Below are 21805 nucleotides of genomic sequence, written 5' to 3' on the forward strand. Positions count from 1 at the left end.
CCGACCCTGTCTCTCAAAGGGGAAGGCGGAACCGCAGGCCGCGACAACGCGAGCGGTCAGAGGTGCTCCCGGGGTTCGTACCGCCAGCATGCAATCAAAGGAAGCAGCGTGAACAAGGGAGATCCATCCGGTTCAAGCGCAAGCTTGTAAGACCTGCCAAGCCGCTGAGGTGAGAAGGGTCTGACGACCGGGTGGAAGTCAGACTGACCGATAGTACTCCGAGGACGGGAGAGCCGGCCACATGGGGAAGCGGTCAGCGGTAGTTGAATTGTTCTTGGGCGACATGGGCTCCATTCAACGGGAGTTACGGCCTTCTATGCAAAGAGAAGATCAGCTGACCATGGAAACGAAACTTGAACAAATAGCAGTGAAAGCTCGGCGCGAGACAAATCTTCGCTTCACCTCGTTGGCCCATCACATCACGCGCGACCGAGTGCAAAAGAATCTATTACAGATTCCGAAGCGCTCCGCCGCCGGGGTGGACGGACAGACGGTGGAGGCGGCGAAGGAGAGCTTCGAGGACTGGATAGGGCCAATGCTCCAATCCATCCATCGCCAGGGATATCGGGCGCCGAACATTCGGCGGGTCTATATCCCCAAGCCCGGTAAGACGGAGAAGCGCCCCCTCGGGGTTCCAACTGTCGCCGACCGGGCGCTCCAGCGCAGCACGGCTGAGGTGCTGGCCGCTATTTACGAGCAGGACTTCTTACCCTGCTCGTTCGGCGGCAGGCCGAAGCTCAGCGCCCATCATGCCTTGGCGACCCTCAATGAGGTGATCGCCGGCGGCATGATCAGCTGGGTGTTGGAGGCGGATTTGAAGAACTTCTTCGGGAGTCTCGATCATGATCGGGTCCTCCGGTTTGTCGAACATCGAGTCGGTGATCCGCGCCTGATCAGCTTGATCCGGCGCTGGTTGAAAGCGGGCATCCTGGAAGACGGAGCGGTGCACCCGAGCGAACAAGGAACGCCACAAGGCGGATCGATCAGTGTGCTTTTGAGCAACCTCTACCTTCATTACGTTCTCGACCTCTGGTTCGAACGCGTGGTGAAGGGTCGGTTGCGGGGCGAAGCCCGACTGGTGCGCTATATCGACGACTTTGTGATCTGCTTCCAATATCGATCGGACGCCACCCGCGTACAGGAGGCCTTGCGTCTTCGGTTGGGGAAGTTCGGCCTCACTCTAGAGCCGACCAAGACCAAGTTGGTCGAGTTTGGTCGGTTCGCGCAAAGACATGCGGGCAAACGCGGCAGAAACCGCCCGGAAACAATCTACTTTCTGGGGCTGACGCTCTATTGCACGCGAAACCAAAAAGGCAACTTCAAGGTTGGGATGCGCACCGAGAAATCTCGGCTAAAGCGCAGCCTTATGTCTCTGCAGGAGCTGATGCGGCAAATACGGCATTACAAGATCAGTGACCAGGCCGATGAAATCAACCTCGTCCTGCGCGGCCACTATGGCTATTACGGCGTCGCCGGAAATCTCCGGAGCCTCGTAAAAGTCTATCGGGCCGTGGAGCGTTACTGGCGCGGAATGCTGCGCAGCCGCAGCTGGGCAGGCCGACGCCTCACTTGGGACGCCTTCAACCAAATCAAAGAACGGACACCGTTGCTGAAGCCTAAGCTGCGCCTCCCTTATCGGGAGCTGCAAGCGCTTGCAGTGCTGTGAACCAACTGTCGAAGAGCGTCGGTGCGGGAAATCCGCACGCCACGTTCTGTGGGAACCGGGGGCGGGCGACCGCCTCCGGTGACCCGGTGGGAGGGCTGCGAGGCTCCCCCCTATCCCGATTTCTGCTTTCGCTCACATCGCGCGTCAGGCGGCGGTCGAGGCCTTCGCTTGCTGCTTGGCGGCGGCGGCCGCAGCCTCGTCGCGGCGGATCTCCGAGAGCTTCTTCTGCACCTGCTCGGCGAAGATGTACTGCGCCGGACGCTGCTTCGACATGTCGATCTCGGGCGCCATCGGGCCCGATGTCCTGATGCCGCGCAGCGCAACCCACATCGCCTTCAGCGGATTGTTGATCGCGGCGGTCGCCGCGGTCGGCTCGTAGCCGCAATGGGCCATACAGTCGGCGCACTTCTCGTACTTGCCGGTGCCGTAGGTGTCCCAGTCGGTGGTGTCCATCAGCTCCTTGAAGGTCTTGGCGTAGCCTTCACCGAGCAGATAGCAGGGCTTCTGCCAGCCGAAGATGTTGCGCGCCGGCATGCCCCAGGGCGTGCACTCGTATTCCTGGTTGCCGGCGAGGAAGTCGAGGAACAGGCCGGAATGCATGAAATTCCACTTCTTGCCCTTGCCGAGCGCAAAGACGTCGCGGAACAGCTTCTTGGTCTTGGTGCGGTTGAGGAAGTGCTCCTGGTCGGGCGCACGCTCATAGGCGTAACCCGGCGACATCGAGACGCCGACGCCGAGCTCGGTGGTGAAATCGAGGAACTTGGCGATCTCCTCGGCCGGATGACCATCAAAGATTGTGGCATTGACGTTGACCGTGAAGCCGCGCGCCTTCGCCGCCTTGATCGCCGAGACGGCGCGATCGAACACGCCCTTCTGCGACACCGCCTTGTCGTGATGATCCTTCAGGCCGTCGAGATGCACCGAGAAGAACAAATAGGGCGACGGCTCGAACAGATCGAGCTTCTTCTCGAGCAGCAGCGCATTGGTGCACAGCGAGACGAACTTCTTGCGGGCCACGAGGCCGCGCACGATCTCGCCGATTTCCTTGTGGATCAGCGGCTCGCCGCCGGGGATCGCCACCATCGGCGCGCCGCACTCATCGGCCGCATCCCAGCATTCCTGCGCCGTCATGCGGCGATTGAGGATCGCATCGGGATAGTCGATCTTGCCGCAGCCGACGCAGGCGAGGTTGCAACGGAACAAAGGTTCCAGCATCAGCACGAGCGGATAGCGTTTGCGGCCAAGCAGCTTCTGCTTGATCAGATAACCGCCGATACGCATTTCCTTGAAGAACGGTATAGCCATTAGACGATTTCTTTCTGCACTTATCAAAGGGATGTGGGTTCAGATCAGCCCGCAGTCAGTTCGGCTGGCAGCCGGAATTCGATATTCTCTTCTCGGCCCGGAACGACCGAGACCGACACCGGTCCGATCCGCCGCAGAGCCTCGATCACATCGTCGACCAAAACTTCGGGCGCAGAAGCGCCCGCGGTAATGCCGACGGCCTTCGCATCCTTGAGCCAATCCGGATTGAGTTCGCTCCCATCGGCAATGAGATAACTCGCGACGCCGACCTCGGTGCCGATTTCACGAAGCCTGTTCGAGTTGGAACTGTTGGCGGCCCCCACCACCAAAATGACGTCAACCAGTTTGCTGAGGTCCCTTACCGCAGATTGGCGGTTCTGTGTCGCATAGCAGATATCCCTGATATCCGGGCCTTGAATATCTGTAAATTTTGCCTGAAGGGCCGCGATGATGTCCCTGGTGTCGTCCACGGACAGGGTGGTCTGGGTGATGTAGGCGACCGGCGTATCGCTCGGCAGCCTCAGTTCCGCCACGTCCTGGACACTCTGGACTAGGAGGACCGGCCCCGGAACCTGGCCCATGGTTCCCTCGACCTCGGGATGGCCGGCGTGCCCGATCAGGATCAGGGCGCGGCCCTTCGAGATATAGCGCTTGCCCTGGTTGTGGACCTTGGTGACGAGCGGGCAGGTGGCATTGAGCACCGGCAGATCGCGGGCTTCCGCCTCCTCCTCGACGCTCCTAGCAACGCCATGGGCACTGAAGACGGTCACCGCCTTGGCCGGCACTTCCGAGAGGTCCTCGACGAAGATCGCGCCCTTCTTCTTCAGGCTCTCGACGACGTGTTTGTTATGCACGATCTCGTGGCGGACATAGACCGGCGGCCCATACTTCTCGAGCGCGCGTTCGACGATCTCGATCGCGCGCACAACGCCCGCGCAAAAGCCGCGCGGCTGAGCAAGAAACACTTCCATCTGACGTCCGTTACGCAAATTGCACCAATCTCGTTCAATGCCCTGCGGCCTTTTCGGCAACGCACTCCACAGGTCGGACGTCGCAACGTCAGTTGCAATGTCTGAGCCATCACAGTTCCTGGACGGGATCTGCGCCCCAAGCGCATGGAAATACAGCGATTTGTGGCAAAAAGGTAGCGGTTCGATGGGGGCGTGGTCACGGACGAGGGGTGTTAGAGGTAGTATGGTGTGGATTTCGACCCCTGCGACCGTCCGTCTCCCTCACTTGTTCGTCACTTTATCGCCCACTGATGCGGTTTATACCGGCCATTCGTGGCCGTTCCTGTGGTTTGGAACCTCCTCGCCGTCCCGTCGAGGAAGATAACCAAAACAACATTAGATCGGTCCCGGGAACTCCGCTACAGAGCGGGCGTTTTCGGCCATGCTTCCCCGAGATAGAAAGAAACGAAGTGCTGACAAATATTGTCGTCTCCGTTGTTAGAACCTGTACGCGTTTTGCCCTTCCGGTTGTGATTATCTCTGTCCTGTTGTCGATCGGCGCCGGCTTCTACACGGCCCGCAACTTCTCGATCAACACCGACATCAACAAGCTGATCTCGCCGGATCTCGATTGGCGCAAGCGCGACAACCAGTTCGAGGAAGCATTTGATCGCGAGCGGCTGATCCTGGCGGTGGTCGAGGCAGCGACGCCGGAGCTGACCAGCTCGGCCGCGAAGGCGCTCACCGCGAAGCTGCAGGCCGACAAGAAGAACTTCGAAGCGATCACCGCGCTCGGCTCCGGCGAATTCTTCGAGAAGAATGGCCTCTTGTTCCTGCCGACCGAAGAGGTCGGCAAGGTCGCGGGCCAGCTCGAATCGGCTGCACCGTTGATCGAGATCATGGCCGGCGATCCCTCGATACGCGGCCTGACCGGCGCGCTCGAGACCGGCCTTGCCGGCGTCAAGCGCGGGCAGGTCAAGCTCGACAATGCCGCGCCGCCCTTCAACCTGATCTCCGAGACGGTCGAGACCGTCCTCGCCAAGGGCAACGCGACCTTCTCGTGGCGCGAGCTCACCAGCGACAAGCCGCTGACCGATTCGGACAAGCGCGCCTTCATCGAGATCAAGCCGATCATCGACTATTCGGCGCTGGAGCCGGGCAAGGCCGCGACCGATGCGATCCGCCAGGCGGCGGCCGATCTGAAATTCCCGACTGAATATCACGCGCGCGTTCGCCTGACCGGACCGGTGCCGATCGCCAACGAGGAATACGCCACCGTGCAGGACGGCGCGATCACCAACGGCATCGGCACCGTGGTGATCGTGCTGGTCATCCTCTGGATGGCGCTGCATTCCGGCAAGATCATCTTCGCCGTGTTCGTGAACCTGTTCATCGGGCTTGCCATCACCACGGCGGTCGGCCTGATGATGGTCGGCTCGCTGAACCTGCTCTCGATTGCCTTCGCCGTGCTGTTCATCGGCCTCGGGGTCGACTTCGGCATCCAGTTCAGCGTCCGCTACCGCTCCGAGCGCTTCAAGAACGACAATCTGACGCTGGCGCTGGAAAACGCGGCGCGCCGCTCGGCGGTGCCGTTGTCGCTCGCCGCGATGGCGACCGCTGCCGGTTTCCTCTGCTTCCTGCCGACCGACTACAAGGGCATCTCGGAGCTCGGCAAGATCGCCGGCGCCGGCATGCTGGTGGCGTTCGTCACCAGCATCACGGTGCTGCCGGCGCTGCTCGATCTGCTCAATCCGCCCGGCGAGAAGGAGCCGGTCGGCTACGCCTTCCTGGCGCCGCTCGATAACTTCCTGGAGAAGCATCGCGTTCCGATCATCGTCGGCACGCTGCTGGTCACGGTCGCGGGCCTGCCGCTGCTCCATTACATGAAGTTCGACTTCAACCCGATCAATCTGCGCAATTCCAAGGTGGAATCGATCGCGACCTTCCTCGACCTGAGGAAGGATCCGAACACCGGCGCCAATGCCATCAATGTGATGACGCGCTCGGAAGCCGACGCCAAGAAGATCGAGGCCAAGCTCGAGAAGCTGCCGGAAGTGTCGCGCGTGATGTCGCTCGACAGCTTCGTGCCCGACGACCAGCCGGCCAAGCTGAAGCTGATCGCGCAGGCGGCCAAGACGCTCGGCCCCGCGCTCAACCCGGATTCGGTCGATCCGGCGCCGTCGGATCAGGAGAATGTCGAGTCGCTGAAGAGCTCGGTCGACGGCCTGCGCAAGACCGCGGGCGACGGCAAGGGGCCGGGTGCGCTGGCCGCGCGCCGGCTCGCCGACGCGCTGCAGAAGCTCGCCGATGCGAATGAGGCGACCCGCGACAAGGCGCAGGACGTATTCGTCGCGCCGATGAAGATCGTGTTCGATCAGCTCCGCAATACGCTGCAGGCCCAGACCGTCACGCTGCAGAACCTGCCGCCGGAACTCGTCGCCAGCTGGAAGACCAAGGACGGCCTGATGCGTGTCGAGGTGGAGCCGAAGGGCGATCCGAACGACAACGACAATCTGCGCCGCTTTGCCGACGCCGTGCTCGCCGCCGAGCCGACCGCGATCGGCGGACCGGTCTCGATCCTGAAGTCGGGCGACGTCATCGTGAAGGCGTTCATCCACGCCGGCATTCTGGCGCTGGTCACGATCAGCCTGCTGCTGTGGCTCACGCTGCGCCGCGTCGTCGACGTGCTGATGACGCTGGTGCCGCTCCTCGTCGCCGGCATCGTCACGCTGGAGATTTGCGTCTTGATCGGGCTGCCGCTCAACTTCGCCAACATCGTCGCGCTGCCGCTGCTGCTCGGCGTCGGCGTGGCGTTCAAGATCTACTATGTCACGGCGTGGCGCCAGGGCAGGACGAATCTGCTGCAGTCGAGCCTGACACGCGCGATCTTTTTCAGCGCGCTGACCACGGCGACCGCGTTCGGCAGCCTGTGGCTGTCGAGCCATCCCGGCACCGCCAGCATGGGCAAGCTGCTGGCGCTCTCGCTGGTCACCACGCTCGCGGCGGTGTTGCTGTTCCAGCCGGCGCTGATGGGCAAGCCGCGCGAGGTCAAGGAGGAGGACATCGCCAACGACGTCACCTGACGCGTTGGCGATTCGCTGTCGAACCGGCTTGGCGGCAGGCGCCGCCGAGCCGCGATGTCAGCGGACGGTGTTCCCGCAGGTTTCCGCTAATGCGTCGGTCGCGCGATGTCGGGGAGCAGGCAGATATCGCCCACGGCGTCAGCCTGCGCATTGGCATTGCCCGGGGCCTGCTTTTGCCCCGGCTTGGTGGCCGGCGCCACGGCACCGGTGGTTTTCTGCGGTGCTGTTGACTTGGGCTGGGTGCCCTTCGCCGCCGGGCTGCCGGCGGCGCTCACCGGAATCGGCGGACCGACGCGGGTCCAGGTCTCGCCGCCGCACAGGAAGCCGAGCACGCAGCCCTGGATTTCGAGCTGATCGGTGCCGACGGGCTTGATGGTCGAGCTGTAGAGCTGTCCGTCCTTGGCGTTGTAGACCTGACCTTCCCACGCATCCGCGCCGGCCTTCTTCTTCATGTCGATCAGGATCGGCATGCCGAGCGTCGGCCTGCTCTGCTTCGCAGGATCAGGATTGTTCTTATCCTTGCCGCCTGGGGTTTTTTCCCAAGACACCGCACCCCACATGTTGCCATTACACTGGGCGACGCGGATGGTGGCGACACCGTCAGCGACCTTCCAGTCGCCGGTCGGGTCCGCTGCAAGTGCCGGTGATAATACGGTGGCCAAAAATAAACCTGAAAAGGCTATTGTACGCGCGAAAGTTCTTGGGCAGTGCAACATGGTCCAAACCTGTGCTTAACTGGACGATCCGAGCGGGGGTCAAAACGCCGCTAGCGAGCGTTTTAAGTTGACGAGATGGCCATCAACCGACGTATGTAACGAATGGTAAGTTCCAATTTAGACGTTTCCGAGATTTTTGTGGAGCGCGAGGGGCAGCGCGGTGCCATGCACACGCGTCACCTCAACGAGCAGCTCGTTCGCGTTCTCAAGACCATCGGCTACGACGTCGGCTTCCAGAAGGGGCAAGGCCAATACCTCTTCGATCGTCAGGGGGCTCGTTACCTTGATCTATTGAGCGGATTTGGCGTTTTTGCGATTGGCCGCAATCATCCGGCCCTGCGCCAGGCGCTGAAGAGCGTGCTCGACGCCGATCTGCCCAATCTCGTGCAGCTCGATGTCTCGACGCTCGCCGGCGTGCTCGCTGAACGTCTTCTGGAACATGTTCCATACCTGGACAAGGTGTTTTTCGCCAATTCCGGCGCCGAAACCGTCGAAGCCGCGATCAAGTTCGCGCGTGGCGCGACCGGCCGCCCCGGTATCGTCTATTGCGGGCATTCGTTCCACGGCCTGTCCTACGGCGCGCTGTCGCTGACGGATGATTCGAATTTCCGCGGCGGATTCGAGCCGCTGCTGCCGGGCTGCACTCCGATTCCCTTCAACGATCTCGAAGCGCTGGAGAAGGCGCTGTCGTCGCGCCAGGTCGGCGCCTTCATCGTCGAGCCGATCCAGGGCAAGGGAGTCAACATGCCCACCGACGAGTTCCTGCCCGGCGCGCTGGCGCTGTGCCGCAAATACGGCACGCTGTTCATCGCCGACGAGATCCAGACTGGCATCGGCCGCACCGGAAAATTCCTCGCGATCGAGCATTGGGGCATCGAGCCGGACATGGTGCTGCTGGCGAAGGCGCTGTCCGGCGGTCACGTGCCGATCGGCGCGCTGCTGACGCGCAAGAACATCTTCGACAAGATCTTCAACCAGATGGACCGCGCGGTCGTGCATGGCTCGACCTTCGCCAAGAACGATCTCGCGATGGCCGCCGGCATTGCCACGCTCGACGTCATCAAGGCCGAGAAGCTCGTCGAGAACGCCGCCAAGCGCGGCGCCGAGCTCCGTCTTGCGCTGACGCGCATGGTGCCTGGCTATGAACTGATGAAGGAAGTTCGCGGCAAAGGCCTGATGATCGGCGTTGAGTTCGGTCCGCCGAAATCGCTGCGGCTCAAGGCGTCGTGGAATCTGCTGGAGACCGCCAACAAGGGCCTGTTCTGCCAGCTGATCACGGTGCCGCTGTTCAAGGATCACAAGATCCTGACCCAGGTCGCCGGCCACGGCCTCCACACCATCAAGCTGCTGCCGCCGCTCATGATCACCGAAGAGGACTGCACCTGGATCGAGAAGTCGTTCGACGACGTGATCGCCGGCAGCCACAAGGTGCCCGGCGCGATCTGGTCGCTCGGCAAGACGCTGGTCGACAACGCGGTGCGCAAGTCGGCGTAGTTTCGAACCTGTAGCCCGGATGGAGCGAAGCGAAATCCGGGATTCTCGCAACTGGCAAGACCGTTCCCGGATTGCGCTTCGCTGCATCCGGGCTACAAGATTTCACCCCTCCTTGTTGGCGCGCATTGCGCCCTCGAACTTGTCGCCGAACTCGGAGAGCTCGTCGGCGCCGAGATCGCTGACCGCCCAGTAGTTCAGGCCGCGGTCGCTCCAGCGGCGGATGTTGAAGCCCTGCAGTGTCGAGATCTTCGCCGCCTTGCGTTCGGTGTTCGCGGTCTGCGCCACGAACAGGTTGATGACGTGCTGGCGCCGCTTGTAGACCACGGCGCCGATCTCGCGGGCGTTGACGTAGTCGAGCCGGCCGCCGATCAGCGTGAAGCCCTGCGCGGTGAGATCGATCACCGGCGGCGAGACGTCGAGCTTGCCGTTGAACCAGGGCTTGACCGTATGCTGATCCGTCGAGATCACGTCGGTGAGGTGGCCGGCCTGCAGCGAACGCAGATGCGCCGACACCACCTCGTTCTCGATGCGCTGCTCGTCTTCGTTGCGCAGCACGATCGCGACAAGGCCGGTCGCTGCCATCGCCGACACCGCGGAGCCCAGCGCGAAGCCGCGCAGCACCGAGCGCCGGGTCGGCGCCGCCTGCGCTTGCGGTTGCGGCAGTGACTTCTCGATCTTGCGGCGCAGCTCGAGCGGCGCCTTGTAGCGCAAATCGCTCTCGGCGATCGCCTGGCGGATCTCCTGATACTCCTTCATGAGCGCGGCACAATGCGCGCACCCCTCGACATGGGCTTCCACTTCGCGCGCATGGCCGGCGTCGAGTTCGCCGTCGATCAGCGCGTGGATCAGCACTTCGGCTTCCTCGCAGGTCATTTCACTTGCTCCTGTTCCGCAAGCCAGGCCGATCGCAGCATGGCGCGGGCGCGCGCGAGGCGGGACATCACGGTACCGACCGGCACGGCGGCGACATCGGCGATCTCGCGGTATGAAAGATTCTGGATTTCCCTGAGCACGAAGGTCTCGCGGAACGGCTCGGCAAGCGCCGCGACCAGCTTGCGCACGGTCTCGCCGTCGAAGCGGCGCAGCAGCTGCTTTTCCGGGGTCTCCGGGGCTTCATTCCACAACGGGGTCTGCTCGCCGCCTTCGGGCAACTCCTCGACCGCGGTCGGGGCGGTCTTGCGCCTTGCATATTCGGCCCGGCAGACATTGCGCAGGATCGCGAACAGCCACGGCTTCATCGCAGGTCCGCGGTAGCTGTCGAAATGCTTGTAGGCGCGCAGATAGCATTCCTGCACCGCATCCTCGGCGTCGGCGGCGTCGCGCAGCAGATAGCGGGCCAGCGTATAGGCGTCGTCAAGGTACGGCAGCGCGGCCTCGCGGAAGCGCCGCGCCTTTTCGGGATCGTCTTGCGACGCGTTGACAACCATCGTGTCCTGCCCGGCATGTCGAGAGACGGCTCGTGCCCGGCCGGGGGCGGAGGGCCACCGGCCGGGCATGGTTGTGATTGTATGGGTTGTCACGTTAGCCAACCTTGACACTGCCTGTCATGTGCGGATGCAGCGAGCAGAAATACTTGTACTCGCCGGGCTCCGTGAAGGTGAACGAGAAGGTGCCGTCGGTATCCATGGTCTTGGAGCGGAATTTGCCCGCGCACACCACGGTGTGCGGGATGTCGTCGCGGTTGGTCCAGGTCACGGTCGTGCCGACCTTCACCTCGAGCTGGGGCGGGGTAAACGAGAAGTTGTCGATGTGAACCGCGGTATCTTCGGCGCGGGCCGCCGTGACCGGCAGCAGCATGGTCGCGACCACGGCGATCCCGAAGTCGCGTCGATTGATCGAACTCATCGGTCTTGTCCCTCAGCCTTGCAGCGGCGTGTCGATGATCGCCAGCGGCTGGCTGTTCTGCTTGAAGTTGATGCTGGCGACGCCGAGCATGCTGCGCAGCTTGGCATCCTCCACCTTCATCGGGCCGGGCGAGGGGGCGGAGCCCGGCGCCGGCTGCGGGAAGGCGGTCGAACGCGCGGTGTGGAAGGTGACGTTGCCCTCGACCTTCTGCATCACCTGGTGGATGTGGCCGTTAAGCACTGTGACCGAGCCGAAGCCCTTGACGTATTCCAGCGCACGGGCGCCGTCCTCGGTGCCCCAGCCCCATTGCGGATAGACCGTCCACAGCGGGATGTGAGCGAACAGCACGATCGGCGTCGACTTCGAGCGGCCCTTGAGGTCGTTCTCCAGCCATTCGAGCTGCTCGTTGCCGAGATTGCCGAGGCCGCCGCCCTTGAGGTCGACGACGTTGACGAGGCCGATGAAATGCACGCCGCCGGCATCGAACGAATAGTAGCCCGGACCCTTGGTGCCGCGGCCGTAGCGCTCCTTGTAGAGCTTGACCTCCTCGTCGATGAAATCGTGCTCGCCCGGCACGTAGTGCACGTCGAGCTTGGCCTGCGAGATGATGCGATCGGCGTCATCGAATTCGGATGCCTTCGACAGATGCGTGATGTCGCCGGTGTGGATCATGAAGGACGGCTTGACCTGCATCGCCCGGACCTTGTTGATGGCCTCTTCCAGCGTGCCGATGGCGTTCGGGTTGGCCGGCTTGTCGAAGCCGACATGACTGTCGCTGATCTGCATGAAGGTCATGCCGGGCGCAGCTTCCGCAGCCGCGGCCGAGCCGACGATGCCGAGCGAATGCGGCACGCCGCCGGTGACGGTCCACAGCACGCCGGTGCCGGCCCAGGTCATGCATTCCAGCACCTTGCGTCGGCTAACGCCTTTTTTCCTCATCGCGATGGTCGTGATCGTGTCCGCTCATGGCAAGTCTCCCGTGGGCCCAGGGATTGGGTTTCCGGGGAGATGATCGGCGGGGCCGGGGCTTTATTCCCGACGCTTTGGCGGGGCCGAGGGCAGGGATGACGATTTCGTGAGGTACGACGCCGGTCTGCATGATCGGTGGGCGCAGGGGACCGCGCGACAGCTCGACGCAAGGGCAAGATGCGCAATTGAAGCATTGCTGCTCGCCGCGTTATCGATCCGGCAAACCACTGATCCAGCGGAGGAAAACATGGCGGACGTCACCGGCGGCTGTCACTGCGGCGAGATCCGTTACGAGGTGACCGGCGAACCGGTCGTCCATGCTTTGTGCCACTGCACCGATTGCCGGCGCCACGCCGGCGCGCCGATGGTTGGCTGGATCATGGTTGCCGAGGACATGGTCAAGGTGACCAAGGGGCAGCCCAGGATCTACCGATCCTCGGAGCATGGCCGGCGGCACTTCTGCGCGAACTGCGGCAGCGGACTTTTCTATACCAATGGCAACATGCTGCCCGGGTTCATCGACATCCAGAGCGGCACCTATGACGATCCCGACGCGGTGCCGGCCACGATGCATATCCAGGTCGCGGAGCGGCTGCGCTGGATGGAGGATGCACACGAGCTGCCGACCTTCGATCGCTTTCCGCCGCCGGAATGACCGCCGGTTGATGAACGCGGCGCTGCCTCTGGCGAAGCGGCGATGCGCGCCGCGACATGGAATCGCCCCGCAACGTGGACGCCTGCGCCCGTTTGGCTTTACTCGTCCTCGTCTTCCGGACCGCCGCGCTGCTCGATCGCATTTCGCACGCTACGCATGACAGCGAACGACACGAACGCCATCCTTCTCTTCTGATCATCGCTCAATGTCTTGTAGAGCGGCTCCCAGGCATCGGCGAGCTTCTTGAGGTCGGTCCCGCGCTGAATCAGCCGATCCGCCCTGCGCTGCATGAATTCGACCGGATTGCCTTCATGCATTCCGTCCATCGGTCCGTTTTCGTGCAATTCGGCAATGCGCTCCAACCGAGCCTGCCGATTTTTCGCTCTGGTGCGGATCGCATCCTCGATGGCCGGCCAGTACTTCTCCTGATCCGGAGTCAGCTGCAAGGCGGCCTTGACGATGCCGACGCGCATGTCGGTCAGGCTCTTCAGGTCGGCGGCGCTGGGTGGCGCAACGCCGACAGTCGGGGATGTCTCCGCTGCGATGGCGAGAGACGAGGTTGTCATCAAAAGTGCAATCGCTGCGGCGGCTGCGTTCCTCGTCATTGCAAACTCCTGAGCTGCTTTTCTTGGACGTCCCGAGAAGGAAAACATAGCCGGATCGGCTGCCGGTTGATCTAGGTCAAAGGGGCAGGGAGCCGGAGGCAGGAACGCTCTTCTGACCGTTCGCAAAATACCGAGCGACGTCGGCTGTTTGCGGGTTGAGCTAGATCAAGCGCGGGCGGTCCATGGTGTTCAGAAATTGCTGTCCAACTCCCACCGACCGGGCGGTCCCATGCACCTTCTGCTCAAGGAAATTCGTCACAATCCATTATTCTGGATGCTTGTCTTCGTGCCGATTGTGCTGGTGGTCGAGACGGCAGCTCCGTCCGCCCACACCGCCCTGTTTGTGCTCGCCGTGCTGGCCATCGTGCCGTTGGCTGCCCTTCTCAGCCACGCGACGGAAAGCGTCGCGGAGAAAACGGGCGACGCAATCGGAGGCTTGCTCAACGCAACCCTGGGCAATCTGACCGAGCTGATTATCGCGATCGCTGCGCTGCATGCCGGCGAATACATGCTGGTGAAGGCATCGATCGCTGGTGCCATCGTCACCAATTCACTCTTCATGCTCGGCGCATCGTTCCTGCTCGGGGGGCTCCGCCATCACGTTCAGGAATATAACCGGGCCGGCGGGAGGATGTATGCAGCGCTGCTGCTGATGGCGACGATTGCGCTGCTTGCGCCCTCGGCTGTCGCCGACCTCGATCCGGCGCGCGGCGAGGCCATGGCGCTGGCTCTCAGTACGGGCCTCGCTGTGCTGCTGATATGCGCCTATGGGCTCGGCTTGCTGTTCTCGCTCAAGACACACAAGGAGCTGTTCGCAAGCGAGGAGCATGGCGAAACCGGCGGCGCCGGCTGGCCGATCGGACTTGCGTTAGGCACCCTTCTCGTCGTCACGGTGCTGGTTGCGCTGGTCAGCGAAATATTCGTCAGCTCGGTGCAGAAAGCGGGCGAGACGCTGGGATTGAGCCCGGCGTTCGTCGGTTTCATCATCGTCGCGCTGGTCGGCGCCGCGGCAGAAATGGCGGTCGCGTTTTCTGCGGCGCGCAAGAACCGTCTCGATATGAGCGTCAGCATTGCGCTCGGCAGCGCGTCTCAAATCGCCTTGTTTGTCGCGCCGGCACTGGTGCTTCTGAGCTACGTCGTCGGTCCGAAGCCGATGGATTTGCAGTTCTGGCCGGGCGCCGTGACGATGGTCATGATCGCCTCCGTGACGTCCTGCTTCATCACCAACAGCGGACGGTCGGCATGGTTTATCGGCGCCTTGCTCGTGCTCATCTACGTGATTTTCGCCATGACCCTGTACATGGTGCCACCTGGATCGCACGGCCCGGTTTGATCAACGGCGAGCGTTGCCGGCACCAATCCGGACGAGGGCGCGTGTTCTTCGTCGCGTTCACGCGGACCCCTGATGGCTTTAGAGCGGTAGCTCGCTCTGACCGCGCGTCCAGTCGATGATGTCGATCTGGAGCCCCCGTTTCAGAATCTCGGCCTCAAGATTGCTGGCATGCCGCTTCCATTCGGCCGTCGACCGGACCCGGAATTTTGGATCTTCACCGTTTGCCTCGAACTCATCGTCGGCTTCGAGCGCGCCGCGAACAGCCTCGTACATCATCTTAAGGCTCGCGTCGGTGAAGGCGTCGTACTCCATCGAGCCGTCTCCTTGGAAAAGCAAAATTCAAGGGACCGCCACGATGGCGATCATGGCGTCTCTTTGCGATCGATCCATTCAAAATGGACATGCCGATGCCTGACCGAAGCTCGACAGCGAGCCGGTGCGGTGCAACCGCACGTCCATCCATTGCAGCTCAGCCGGATCAATACTGCGGGCAGACCATTTGCCCGTATTCATTGTAGTAGCAGCTTTGGTTGCCGTAGTAGCCATAGGCGCCATACGCGCCGGCTGCGGCTGCAGCGCCGACGGCGGCAGCACCATAACCCCAGCCCGGCCGATAGTAGCCTCTGCCGTAGCCGGGATAGCCGGCGACCGGGCGGCCAGGGCGCCCTGCAATCGGTCGACCGGGATAGCCCGGACGCCCTGCAATCGGTCGGCCACCTGGACGGCCGGCAACGCGATATCCTCCACCGTGAACTCTTCCGCCGCCTACATGCATGCCACCGCCGCGCATCCCGCCGCCGTGAAAGCCGCCTCCGCCGCCGCGGAAGCCGCCGCCTCCTCCGCGACGGGCATAGGCGTCATCAGGAATCAGGCAGACAGCGACGAGAACCAGAGCCGCCAGAGCGGCGAGGATGCAACGAAGCATGGCGTGTCCTCCCTATGGGACAATTTGCGAACGGCGACACTGCGACAATTTCGCCTCGCGAGATTGACGTAGATCAACGGAATGCAGTAGGGCGCGCATTCCAAAAGGGTCAGGCAGCTGTCATCAACCCCAGGCACAATCTGTACTTTGCTGCCGAAGCATCTTGCCTGGAATGCGAACGTGAGTTCCATGGCATTTGCTTTTCGCCTCAGTCAGGCGACAGCCATCGTTTCATTGCCGAGTTCACCTGGTGTTTTTACGTCCTGCGGAACGCAGCCAAGAGGATCAACGTGCGCAAAGCGGATGTGACGTGCGCGTGCTGTGGCGCAGGTTTCCGGCGGTTGGAGCTATGGTCCGAACCTGGCGCCAAGGGTGAGTATCGCTGTCCCGTTTGCGACTACTTGCTCGAGGCCTTCGATGGCACCAACCTGATCGCCTATCGGCTGACGATCCAGCCGGTGCGCGCGCCGGCCTACTCGGTCAAACCGATCGACGATCAACAATAGCCGGACGATTGGTTGCCGCGAGCGCGCTTCGGTTTTTGAGGTAACGGCTGACGCCATGACTGTTTGGCCGTGTCACTGCACCGATTGGCGCAGCATCCCGGCGCGCCGATGGCCGACCCGGTGACGGCCGCAGAGGACGCAGTCAAAGTGACCGGGGCAGAACTACCTGTCGTAGGAGCACGGTCGGGGGCGGGTCGCTCGCACCCTCGTCGGATGGTCTCGGTGCTTGCTTGCTCGGGCGGCCGGGGCGCCGGCTAGTTCTTGACGGCATACAGAGGCGTTCTGAACGTCAGTTGATAGGCCGGTTTCGGCACCCACATGATTTCGGCTGTGACGCCAAACAGTCGGTTGTCATTATCGTCCACGCGGTCGAGATCGATCCGCACGATCGGTTGCGCAAAGGGCTGAATGGATGCGAGGTTCAGAAGCTGCGCGCCCTCGAAGGATTGCACGCCCACGCGGCCGGTAAATTTCCAATTGTTCGGCCATTGATAGTAGCCGCCGACATAGGCAATCGTGTTCGGGTTGATCCTTCCCAGCGCACCGTCGACGTCGGTTTGCGTGTATTGGAAACCGCCGAGGAAGCCTCTGGTCTCATCGGAATCGAGCGCATAGTCAAATTCGAGAATGTTGTTGAAGGAGGTTGTGCTCAGTGGACCATCGGGAATCGACTTTGTGATAGTCGACTGCAGCGTCACGGTAGGAAAGGTTCCACCGTTCTGCTCGTAAAGGTCGGCCTGGAAGCCGATGTTCCAGCTTGTGATTTGAAAGGACGAAAAGCCGGCGCTTCCAAAGCTCGTCGAACTACCGGAGACGCCGGCATAAAGCGAGGCGCTCTCGGTGACATCGACCGTCAGCGGAAAATCCATATTGAGAGATTTCGCTGCTGGCAGGCCGACCGGAAATGCCGCGCCGCCTGATGTCGCAAGCGTCTGCGTATTGAACAGCGTCGGATGGCCAAAGCCGAACGCGAGCGATCCTGCCGGAACCTGTGCGTAGATCGTCCTGAGGTCGAGATAGATCGTCGGCACCGAAGCATTGGCAAGGCCATCATCGTTTGCGGCAAAGGCCTGCGCAACCGGGACGGCGATAAGCAGCGCGCACAATGCCGCGCTCAAGATCGATCCGGGAGCCAGGAGCCCCGCGTTGTTACGTGGCGGCGCGTTCAAGGCGAGAACCTTCCCTAGGCGCGGCGATTGCCATTGGATCGGGAGGCAGGCCGATCGATCGTGGCTTGTCCGTTGCTCGACCTTTGCCGAAACTCCCGTGGGGTGCAGCCGGAAATCCGGCGGAAAGCCCGCGTGAAGTGGGCAGGGTCGGCATAGCCCGACGAGAATGCAACGTCGATGATCTTGATTTCTGTGCTGCCCAGAAGCTTGGCCGCATTGTTGAAGCGAGCCTGCTCAAGCAGACCCGAATATGTCAGACCAGCGAGCGAAAGTCTCCGCTGCAGACTCCTGGTGCTCACGCCCATCATCTCGGCGGCCTGCATGATCGTGAGGCCTCCTTGATCAAGGTAGGAGGGCAAGCTTAGCTTCAGTGCGCTGACGACGTCCTTTCCGAATGACTGCGGCTCGTGATCGGCGGGCGTCGGCCGAACGTCGTTTGCGGGATTTGCAAGACTGAGGAGTTCTGCCGGCACTTCGATCCATGACGCCTTTTGACCCGACATGAAGCGCGTGTTCGGCCAATGCGACTGGACCTCCGGGCTCGGCGTATAGAGTGCTTCAAACGCAATCACTCTCGGAGACCAACTGATCCCGGCGAACTGACGGACGATGTGCAGGACGAATATGTTCTGAAGCCACTGGGATATCTCAAGATGGGAAATGCCCTCCGTTCCAGTAAGCTTGCTGCAAATCTTCAAGCTCTCGCCGCTTGGCTCGAGCCATAGCTGGAGGATCGTATCTTCGCACGGCGCCCACCGGCAAATTTGCTGCAGGGCAACCAGAAGCGTTGGCGCATGGCGCACCCGCGCCCGCATGGCTTCGCTCAAATGTTCGAACGAGAGCCGCTGGGCTGCGCGAAAGGCGATTTCCGATAGGCCCTGCTTTTGCTGAGCGGTCGTCGCGAACCGAACCGCCGGCAGCAAAGGCACGTAATGATCCGCTTTTTCTTCAAAGGACGTCGGGAGTTGAAATCTGGCGAGAAGTGCTGCCGTCGGGCCGCCTATTTCAGAATGGAGCTCAGCGAACGGGATCAGAAATTGACAACGGGTCAATGGAATGACGGTCATTACTACCTACCCAAGAAGTTTTGCCGCGATCGCAGCTTAGCAGGCCGGAACTCGTCTTGCGTTGTCTTTATCGCGAAACCAGCTGCGACGACGCGTTCGACGAATTCCGGTTCGCGAAAGTTTTGGCGGCCGATGGCCAGATCGGTGGACGCAGCTGCTTTATCTTGAAGCGTCGTTTTTCTTGCAGGAGCACGGGCTTCACGCCTCAAACCAACCGATGAGAGCTGTCCGATTGCCTTCAGCCCAGGCGGTCCGCGCAGTCATTGTCGCGTCGCTGCGACACGGTGACGCAACTCTTGATAGCACCGCTCGCGCCCTCAAGATCAGCTCGCGCACGTTGCAGCGACACCTTGGTCGCCTGGGCACCAGCCACAGCGACATACTCGCGGAGGTTCGCTTGAACATCGCTTGCCGCTTGCTCGTAGACTCAAGCAAGCGGCTGTCGGAAATCGCGAAATTCGTCGGCTACAGCAACGCCAGCAGCTTCAGCCGCAGGTTCGTGCGTTTGATGAAAATCCAACCTATCGTTTACAGGCAGCGGCAACTTGCCGATCGGCAGGGCCAAGCGGGCCATCGCAAGAGATCCCACACCGCTGGGCCATGACAATTCCGATCATTGGCGCGAAATGGCAAGACGCGCGATTTGAATTGGCGCGAAATGCTTAGCGAAGCTGATTGCCGAGATAGCGCTCCCTAAAGGAATAACAAACATGACCCTTCGCTCAGCTCTGTTGGTATTTTGCGTCGCCGGATTGATTGCCGCTCCCCATAAGGTGCTTTCCCAAACTGCACCCGAGAACAAACCACACGTACCGCTCGAGAAGTCGATAGGTCAGGCAAAGCCGGAAGTCGTGCCATCGCTCTTCGTCCTCAACTCGCGCGGTGCGAGCTTGAAGGACGGGAAGCTTGTGCTGACGGGGGTTTCACCGAATGCGATCGTGTTCGCCGATCGGCCCGTGAGGGCAGCCGGTCATGATCTCACATCGCGCATTGTCGAGGATTGGGGCAATGGCAGTGACAATTTCGCAAAGGACCCTCCAAACGCCACGGTGTCCGGGTTCAGGAAAGACGGATCATCGGTAGCGGACGCCGTCGTCGTCTTGAAATCGCCCAAGCTCGAAGGCGACAGGCTGACTTTCGATGTCGATATGCTCGAAGGCGACCTTGCGGGGGCTGATGGACCGGCGTCGATCTTTATCGACATCATCGGTCGTCCATTCACGCCGCTGTCTTTTGCCGGCGTTGCCCGCCGCACCGCCTGGCGAGGTGCTTACTACCGCGGCGCTGCAGTCGCGGGTGCGGCCGCGCTTGGAGCTGCGGCAGCCTATCCGTACTACGCCCCCCGATGCGGATACTATCCTTATCCGCCTTGTTACTGAGCAACGCGACCGTCGCGTCGAAGCCGCCGGGCCGACAGGTGGAAGATCGGCCGCGATCTAAGCCGGGCACGCGAGCTCACAGGAGAGCATCATGAGACGAACCGCTATGATCGCAGCATCGCTGATCGTCGCCGGCATTCAGTCGGCCCACGCGCAGACAGACCTCAGCGCCTACGCCAACGCCGAAGGCTATCTGGACGTTCAGAAGCTGACCTGCGCGCAACTCGCCGGAACATGGCAGGGAGACGCCGACCTTCTCACTGCCTGGTACAGCGGTTGGTACAACGGGCTTGCGCGCAAGCACTACCTCGACATCAAGAAGTCCCGCGAGGCCGAGCACGAAGTAATCCAACATTGCAAGGCGCATCCTGATCAACTCATCATCGAGGCGATCGCGGCGGTCTTCAAGGATATGAGAGCGGCGCTCGGGATCAGGATGCAGCCCTGACCCGCGGGATCGGACACCTTTTACGGCAGGCCGACAGTCGGAGCAGCCTGACGATTGTTTGAAGACCATTCGATTTGCAAAGGAGAGAACAATGGAGATCACGCGTCGCAATCTTGCGCTCGGCGGAATGGGTCTGCTCACCGGAGCGGCGATAGGTCGACCAGCCGTCGCCGAGGAGGGAGCTTTCCTGGGTGTCGGTCAGGGCTTGGAGGACTTCTGGCTCGCGAGCGACGCCTATATATTCGGCTATCCGTTGGTGACGATGGAGATGACGCGGAGGATCATCACCAACGTCGCGGAGCCCGTGGGCACGCGGGGGCCGATGGGCCATATCATCAAGCTGCGTCAATATCCGGACGCGTCGTTCCGTGACGTCACTGCGCCCAACGCGGACACGCTCTACACCACGTCCTTCTTCGACGTCGGCAAAGAGCCGTGGGTCCTCAGCATCCCGGACATGAAGGGGCGCTATTTCCTGATGCCCATGCTTGATGGCTGGACGACGGTGTTCCAGGTGCCCGGAAAGCGCACCACCGGCACCGGTGCACAAACCTATGCCATCACCGGGCCCGGCTGGAAGGGCACGCTGCCGGACGGCGTGAAGGAGTACAAATCGCCCACCAATATCGTGTGGCTGCTCGGCCGCATCTATTGCACCGGAACGCCGGAGGACTACGCCGCCGTCCACAAGCTGCAGGATGAGTGCAAGCTCGTTCCGCTCAGTGCTTACGGCAAGCCGTACACACCGCCTCCAGGAAAGGTCGATCCTTCGATCGACATGAAGACGGCCGTCCGCGAACAGGTCAATCGCATGGACCCGGTGTCGTATTTCAAGCTGCTATGCGAGCTCATGAAAAGCAACCCGCCGAACGCGGCAGACGCGGCCCAGCTCGCCAAATTTGCCCGCATCGGCATCGTACCCGGGCGGGACTTTGACGAGACCAAGCTGAAGGCGGACTTCCTGAAGCGTGTGCCCGAGGTGTCATTCGACAGGATCATGCTTCAGTTCAAGGTCAACAAGGCCATCACGGATGAGAACGGCTTTGCGTTCACGACGAAAACCGGCATCTACGGGACGGACTACCCGATGCGGGCCCTGGTAACCGCGATCGGACTCGGCGCCAACCGCCCGCAGGATGCCGTCTATCCGACCTCGCAAAAGGATGCGGATGGCCGCAAGTACAATGGTGCGAACAAATACGTCATGCGGTTTCCCAAAGGCCACTTGCCTCCGGTCGAGGGATTCTGGTCGCTCACCATGTACGACAGCAGCTACTTCTTTGTGAACAATCCGCTCAACCGATATTCGATCAGCGCGCGGGAAAATCTGAAGGAAAATCCGGACGGCTCGACCGATCTCTATATTCAGAAAGACTCGCCCGGTAAAGACAAGGAATCGAACTGGCTTCCTGCGCCCGAGGGAGATTTCATACTCATGCTGCGGATGTATTGGCCGCAGGAAACCGACCCTTCGATCATCAACGGCACTTGGACGATTCCGGCCGCCAAGAAGATCGGGGCCTGAGAAACTGGATTCATGCCGGCTCCAACCGGGCCGGCATGAATCAATGTGACAATTTGCGCGGGCGAATCGTGCGCTTGAGCGAGCCGTACAGGTCGTTCCGCACCGCACCAAAGGGGGCGCGACATGCGGCTTCGCGGTCTTTCGATGAGGCGGCGACCAAACGGA

The 21805-nt window shown here is 61.7% G+C and carries 22 protein-coding genes; 10 read left to right on the top strand and 12 right to left on the bottom strand.

All coding sequences use genetic code 11. The annotated features are described in order from the left end of the window. Positions 1-283: 283 nt before the first annotated feature. Positions 284-1666: a group II intron reverse transcriptase/maturase gene (gene ltrA, locus ACVMDN_RS09695; RefSeq protein WP_456835857.1), complete on the top strand. Its 1383-nt coding sequence runs from the start codon at positions 284-286 to the stop codon at positions 1664-1666. A gap of 144 nt (positions 1667-1810) precedes the next feature. On the opposite strand, the gene hpnH is transcribed toward ltrA, so the two are convergent. Both hpnH and ispH read right to left on the bottom strand, forming a co-directional pair. Beyond that, the gene (hpnH, locus tag ACVMDN_RS09700; RefSeq protein ID WP_028331712.1) at positions 1811-2971 is read right to left on the bottom strand and encodes an adenosyl-hopene transferase HpnH; all 1161 of its coding nucleotides are present in this window, start codon (positions 2969-2971) and stop codon (positions 1811-1813) included. A 44-nt stretch (positions 2972-3015) separates the two neighbouring features. Beyond that, entirely contained in the window at positions 3016-3942 is a 927-nt protein-coding gene (gene ispH / locus ACVMDN_RS09705) for a 4-hydroxy-3-methylbut-2-enyl diphosphate reductase (protein WP_076833051.1), read from the bottom strand. A gap of 449 nt (positions 3943-4391) precedes the next feature. Between ispH and hpnN the strand changes: the two genes are divergently transcribed. After that, positions 4392-7004, top strand: a complete 2613-nt coding sequence (gene hpnN, locus ACVMDN_RS09710) for a hopanoid transporter HpnN (RefSeq protein ID WP_057015691.1) — start codon at positions 4392-4394, stop codon at positions 7002-7004. Between the two features lie 86 nt (positions 7005-7090). On the opposite strand, the gene ACVMDN_RS09715 is transcribed toward hpnN, so the two are convergent. Then, entirely contained in the window at positions 7091-7720 is a 630-nt protein-coding gene (locus tag ACVMDN_RS09715) for a DUF2147 domain-containing protein (protein WP_057015690.1), read from the bottom strand. Positions 7721-7822: 102 nt separating this feature from the next. Here ACVMDN_RS09715 and hpnO point away from each other — a divergent pair, with 102 nt between their 5' ends. Beyond that, positions 7823-9214, top strand: coding sequence for an aminobacteriohopanetriol synthase HpnO (gene hpnO, locus ACVMDN_RS09720; RefSeq protein ID WP_057015689.1), 1392 nt, complete (start codon positions 7823-7825; stop codon positions 9212-9214). Between the two features lie 102 nt (positions 9215-9316). On the opposite strand, the gene ACVMDN_RS09725 is transcribed toward hpnO, so the two are convergent. From ACVMDN_RS09725 to ACVMDN_RS09740, 4 genes are all read right to left on the bottom strand, one after another. Then, the gene (locus ACVMDN_RS09725) at positions 9317-10087 is read right to left on the bottom strand and encodes an anti-sigma factor family protein (RefSeq protein ID WP_168856431.1); all 771 of its coding nucleotides are present in this window, start codon (positions 10085-10087) and stop codon (positions 9317-9319) included. Beyond that, positions 10084-10641, bottom strand: coding sequence for a sigma-70 family RNA polymerase sigma factor (locus tag ACVMDN_RS09730; protein WP_168856432.1), 558 nt, complete (start codon positions 10639-10641; stop codon positions 10084-10086). The genes ACVMDN_RS09725 and ACVMDN_RS09730 overlap by 4 nt, the downstream gene beginning before the upstream one ends. 94 nt (positions 10642-10735) lie before the next feature. Next, positions 10736-11059, bottom strand: a complete 324-nt coding sequence (locus ACVMDN_RS09735) for a cupredoxin domain-containing protein (RefSeq protein ID WP_028331706.1) — start codon at positions 11057-11059, stop codon at positions 10736-10738. Between the two features lie 12 nt (positions 11060-11071). Then, the gene (locus tag ACVMDN_RS09740) at positions 11072-11998 is read right to left on the bottom strand and encodes a metallophosphoesterase family protein (RefSeq protein ID WP_456843635.1); all 927 of its coding nucleotides are present in this window, start codon (positions 11996-11998) and stop codon (positions 11072-11074) included. Positions 11999-12275: 277 nt separating this feature from the next. Between ACVMDN_RS09740 and ACVMDN_RS09745 the strand changes: the two genes are divergently transcribed. After that, positions 12276-12683, top strand: a complete 408-nt coding sequence (locus tag ACVMDN_RS09745) for a GFA family protein (RefSeq protein ID WP_076833057.1) — start codon at positions 12276-12278, stop codon at positions 12681-12683. A 98-nt stretch (positions 12684-12781) separates the two neighbouring features. Here ACVMDN_RS09745 and ACVMDN_RS09750 read toward each other — a convergent pair whose 3' ends face one another. Continuing rightward, entirely contained in the window at positions 12782-13336 is a 555-nt protein-coding gene (locus tag ACVMDN_RS09750; RefSeq protein WP_233475477.1) for a Spy/CpxP family protein refolding chaperone, read from the bottom strand. Positions 13337-13517: 181 nt separating this feature from the next. Here ACVMDN_RS09750 and cax point away from each other — a divergent pair, with 181 nt between their 5' ends. Then, a complete protein-coding gene (gene cax, locus ACVMDN_RS09755) occupies positions 13518-14621 on the top strand; it encodes a calcium/proton exchanger (RefSeq protein WP_076833060.1) in 1104 nt (367 codons plus the stop codon). Positions 14622-14699: 78 nt separating this feature from the next. On the opposite strand, the gene ACVMDN_RS09760 is transcribed toward cax, so the two are convergent. Together ACVMDN_RS09760 and ACVMDN_RS09765 are read right to left on the bottom strand one after the other, a co-directional pair. Next, entirely contained in the window at positions 14700-14933 is a 234-nt protein-coding gene (locus ACVMDN_RS09760) for a hypothetical protein (protein WP_028331701.1), read from the bottom strand. Between the two features lie 166 nt (positions 14934-15099). Next, the gene (locus ACVMDN_RS09765) at positions 15100-15546 is read right to left on the bottom strand and encodes a hypothetical protein (protein WP_076833062.1); all 447 of its coding nucleotides are present in this window, start codon (positions 15544-15546) and stop codon (positions 15100-15102) included. Between the two features lie 14 nt (positions 15547-15560). On the opposite strand from ACVMDN_RS09765, the gene ACVMDN_RS09770 reads away from it, so the two are divergent. Continuing rightward, positions 15561-16052, top strand: a complete 492-nt coding sequence (locus ACVMDN_RS09770) for a hypothetical protein (protein WP_233475478.1) — start codon at positions 15561-15563, stop codon at positions 16050-16052. A 254-nt stretch (positions 16053-16306) separates the two neighbouring features. On the opposite strand, the gene ACVMDN_RS09775 is transcribed toward ACVMDN_RS09770, so the two are convergent. Together ACVMDN_RS09775 and ACVMDN_RS09780 are read right to left on the bottom strand one after the other, a co-directional pair. Further along, entirely contained in the window at positions 16307-17173 is an 867-nt protein-coding gene (locus ACVMDN_RS09775) for a hypothetical protein (protein WP_456835882.1), read from the bottom strand. Positions 17174-17235: 62 nt separating this feature from the next. After that, the gene (locus ACVMDN_RS09780; protein ID WP_456835290.1) at positions 17236-18288 is read right to left on the bottom strand and encodes a helix-turn-helix domain-containing protein; all 1053 of its coding nucleotides are present in this window, start codon (positions 18286-18288) and stop codon (positions 17236-17238) included. Positions 18289-18505: 217 nt separating this feature from the next. Here ACVMDN_RS09780 and ACVMDN_RS09785 point away from each other — a divergent pair, with 217 nt between their 5' ends. The 4 genes from ACVMDN_RS09785 (at position 18506) to ACVMDN_RS09800 (ending at position 21640) form a co-directional block, all read left to right on the top strand. Next, positions 18506-18892 carry a helix-turn-helix domain-containing protein gene (locus ACVMDN_RS09785; RefSeq protein WP_076833065.1) on the top strand — a complete coding sequence of 129 codons (387 nt, stop codon included), beginning with the start codon at positions 18506-18508 and terminating at the stop codon, positions 18890-18892. Between the two features lie 106 nt (positions 18893-18998). Further along, the gene (locus ACVMDN_RS09790; protein WP_225163358.1) at positions 18999-19667 is read left to right on the top strand and encodes a hypothetical protein; all 669 of its coding nucleotides are present in this window, start codon (positions 18999-19001) and stop codon (positions 19665-19667) included. A gap of 106 nt (positions 19668-19773) precedes the next feature. Continuing rightward, entirely contained in the window at positions 19774-20115 is a 342-nt protein-coding gene (locus ACVMDN_RS09795; RefSeq protein WP_057015680.1) for an HdeA/HdeB family chaperone, read from the top strand. Between the two features lie 91 nt (positions 20116-20206). Further along, positions 20207-21640, top strand: coding sequence for a DUF1254 domain-containing protein (locus tag ACVMDN_RS09800; RefSeq protein WP_456835289.1), 1434 nt, complete (start codon positions 20207-20209; stop codon positions 21638-21640). Positions 21641-21805: the final 165 nt, after the last annotated feature.

This window comes from Bradyrhizobium sp. USDA 4510 (assembly GCF_054059095.1).

Coding starts and splice junctions, on each gene's coding strand:
- ACVMDN_RS09785 (WP_076833065.1), top strand. CDS start 18,506: ATGAGAGCTGTCCGATTGCCTTCAGCCCAGGCGGTCCGCGCAGTCATT.
- ACVMDN_RS09800 (WP_456835289.1), top strand. CDS start 20,207: ATGGAGATCACGCGTCGCAATCTTGCGCTCGGCGGAATGGGTCTGCTC.
- ACVMDN_RS09715 (WP_057015690.1), bottom strand. CDS start 7,720: ATGTTGCACTGCCCAAGAACTTTCGCGCGTACAATAGCCTTTTCAGGT.
- ACVMDN_RS09760 (WP_028331701.1), bottom strand. CDS start 14,933: ATGGAGTACGACGCCTTCACCGACGCGAGCCTTAAGATGATGTACGAG.
- ACVMDN_RS09735 (WP_028331706.1), bottom strand. CDS start 11,059: ATGAGTTCGATCAATCGACGCGACTTCGGGATCGCCGTGGTCGCGACC.
- ACVMDN_RS09750 (WP_233475477.1), bottom strand. CDS start 13,336: ATGTTTTCCTTCTCGGGACGTCCAAGAAAAGCAGCTCAGGAGTTTGCA.
- ACVMDN_RS09730 (WP_168856432.1), bottom strand. CDS start 10,641: ATGGTTGTCAACGCGTCGCAAGACGATCCCGAAAAGGCGCGGCGCTTC.
- ACVMDN_RS09790 (WP_225163358.1), top strand. CDS start 18,999: ATGACCCTTCGCTCAGCTCTGTTGGTATTTTGCGTCGCCGGATTGATT.
- ACVMDN_RS09780 (WP_456835290.1), bottom strand. CDS start 18,288: ATGACCGTCATTCCATTGACCCGTTGTCAATTTCTGATCCCGTTCGCT.
- hpnH (WP_028331712.1), bottom strand. CDS start 2,971: ATGGCTATACCGTTCTTCAAGGAAATGCGTATCGGCGGTTATCTGATC.
- cax (WP_076833060.1), top strand. CDS start 13,518: ATGCACCTTCTGCTCAAGGAAATTCGTCACAATCCATTATTCTGGATG.
- ispH (WP_076833051.1), bottom strand. CDS start 3,942: ATGGAAGTGTTTCTTGCTCAGCCGCGCGGCTTTTGCGCGGGCGTTGTG.
- ACVMDN_RS09765 (WP_076833062.1), bottom strand. CDS start 15,546: ATGCTTCGTTGCATCCTCGCCGCTCTGGCGGCTCTGGTTCTCGTCGCT.
- ACVMDN_RS09770 (WP_233475478.1), top strand. CDS start 15,561: ATGGGACAATTTGCGAACGGCGACACTGCGACAATTTCGCCTCGCGAG.
- ACVMDN_RS09740 (WP_456843635.1), bottom strand. CDS start 11,998: ATGAGGAAAAAAGGCGTTAGCCGACGCAAGGTGCTGGAATGCATGACC.
- ACVMDN_RS09725 (WP_168856431.1), bottom strand. CDS start 10,087: ATGACCTGCGAGGAAGCCGAAGTGCTGATCCACGCGCTGATCGACGGC.
- hpnO (WP_057015689.1), top strand. CDS start 7,823: ATGGTAAGTTCCAATTTAGACGTTTCCGAGATTTTTGTGGAGCGCGAG.
- ltrA (WP_456835857.1), top strand. CDS start 284: ATGGGCTCCATTCAACGGGAGTTACGGCCTTCTATGCAAAGAGAAGAT.
- ACVMDN_RS09795 (WP_057015680.1), top strand. CDS start 19,774: ATGATCGCAGCATCGCTGATCGTCGCCGGCATTCAGTCGGCCCACGCG.
- ACVMDN_RS09745 (WP_076833057.1), top strand. CDS start 12,276: ATGGCGGACGTCACCGGCGGCTGTCACTGCGGCGAGATCCGTTACGAG.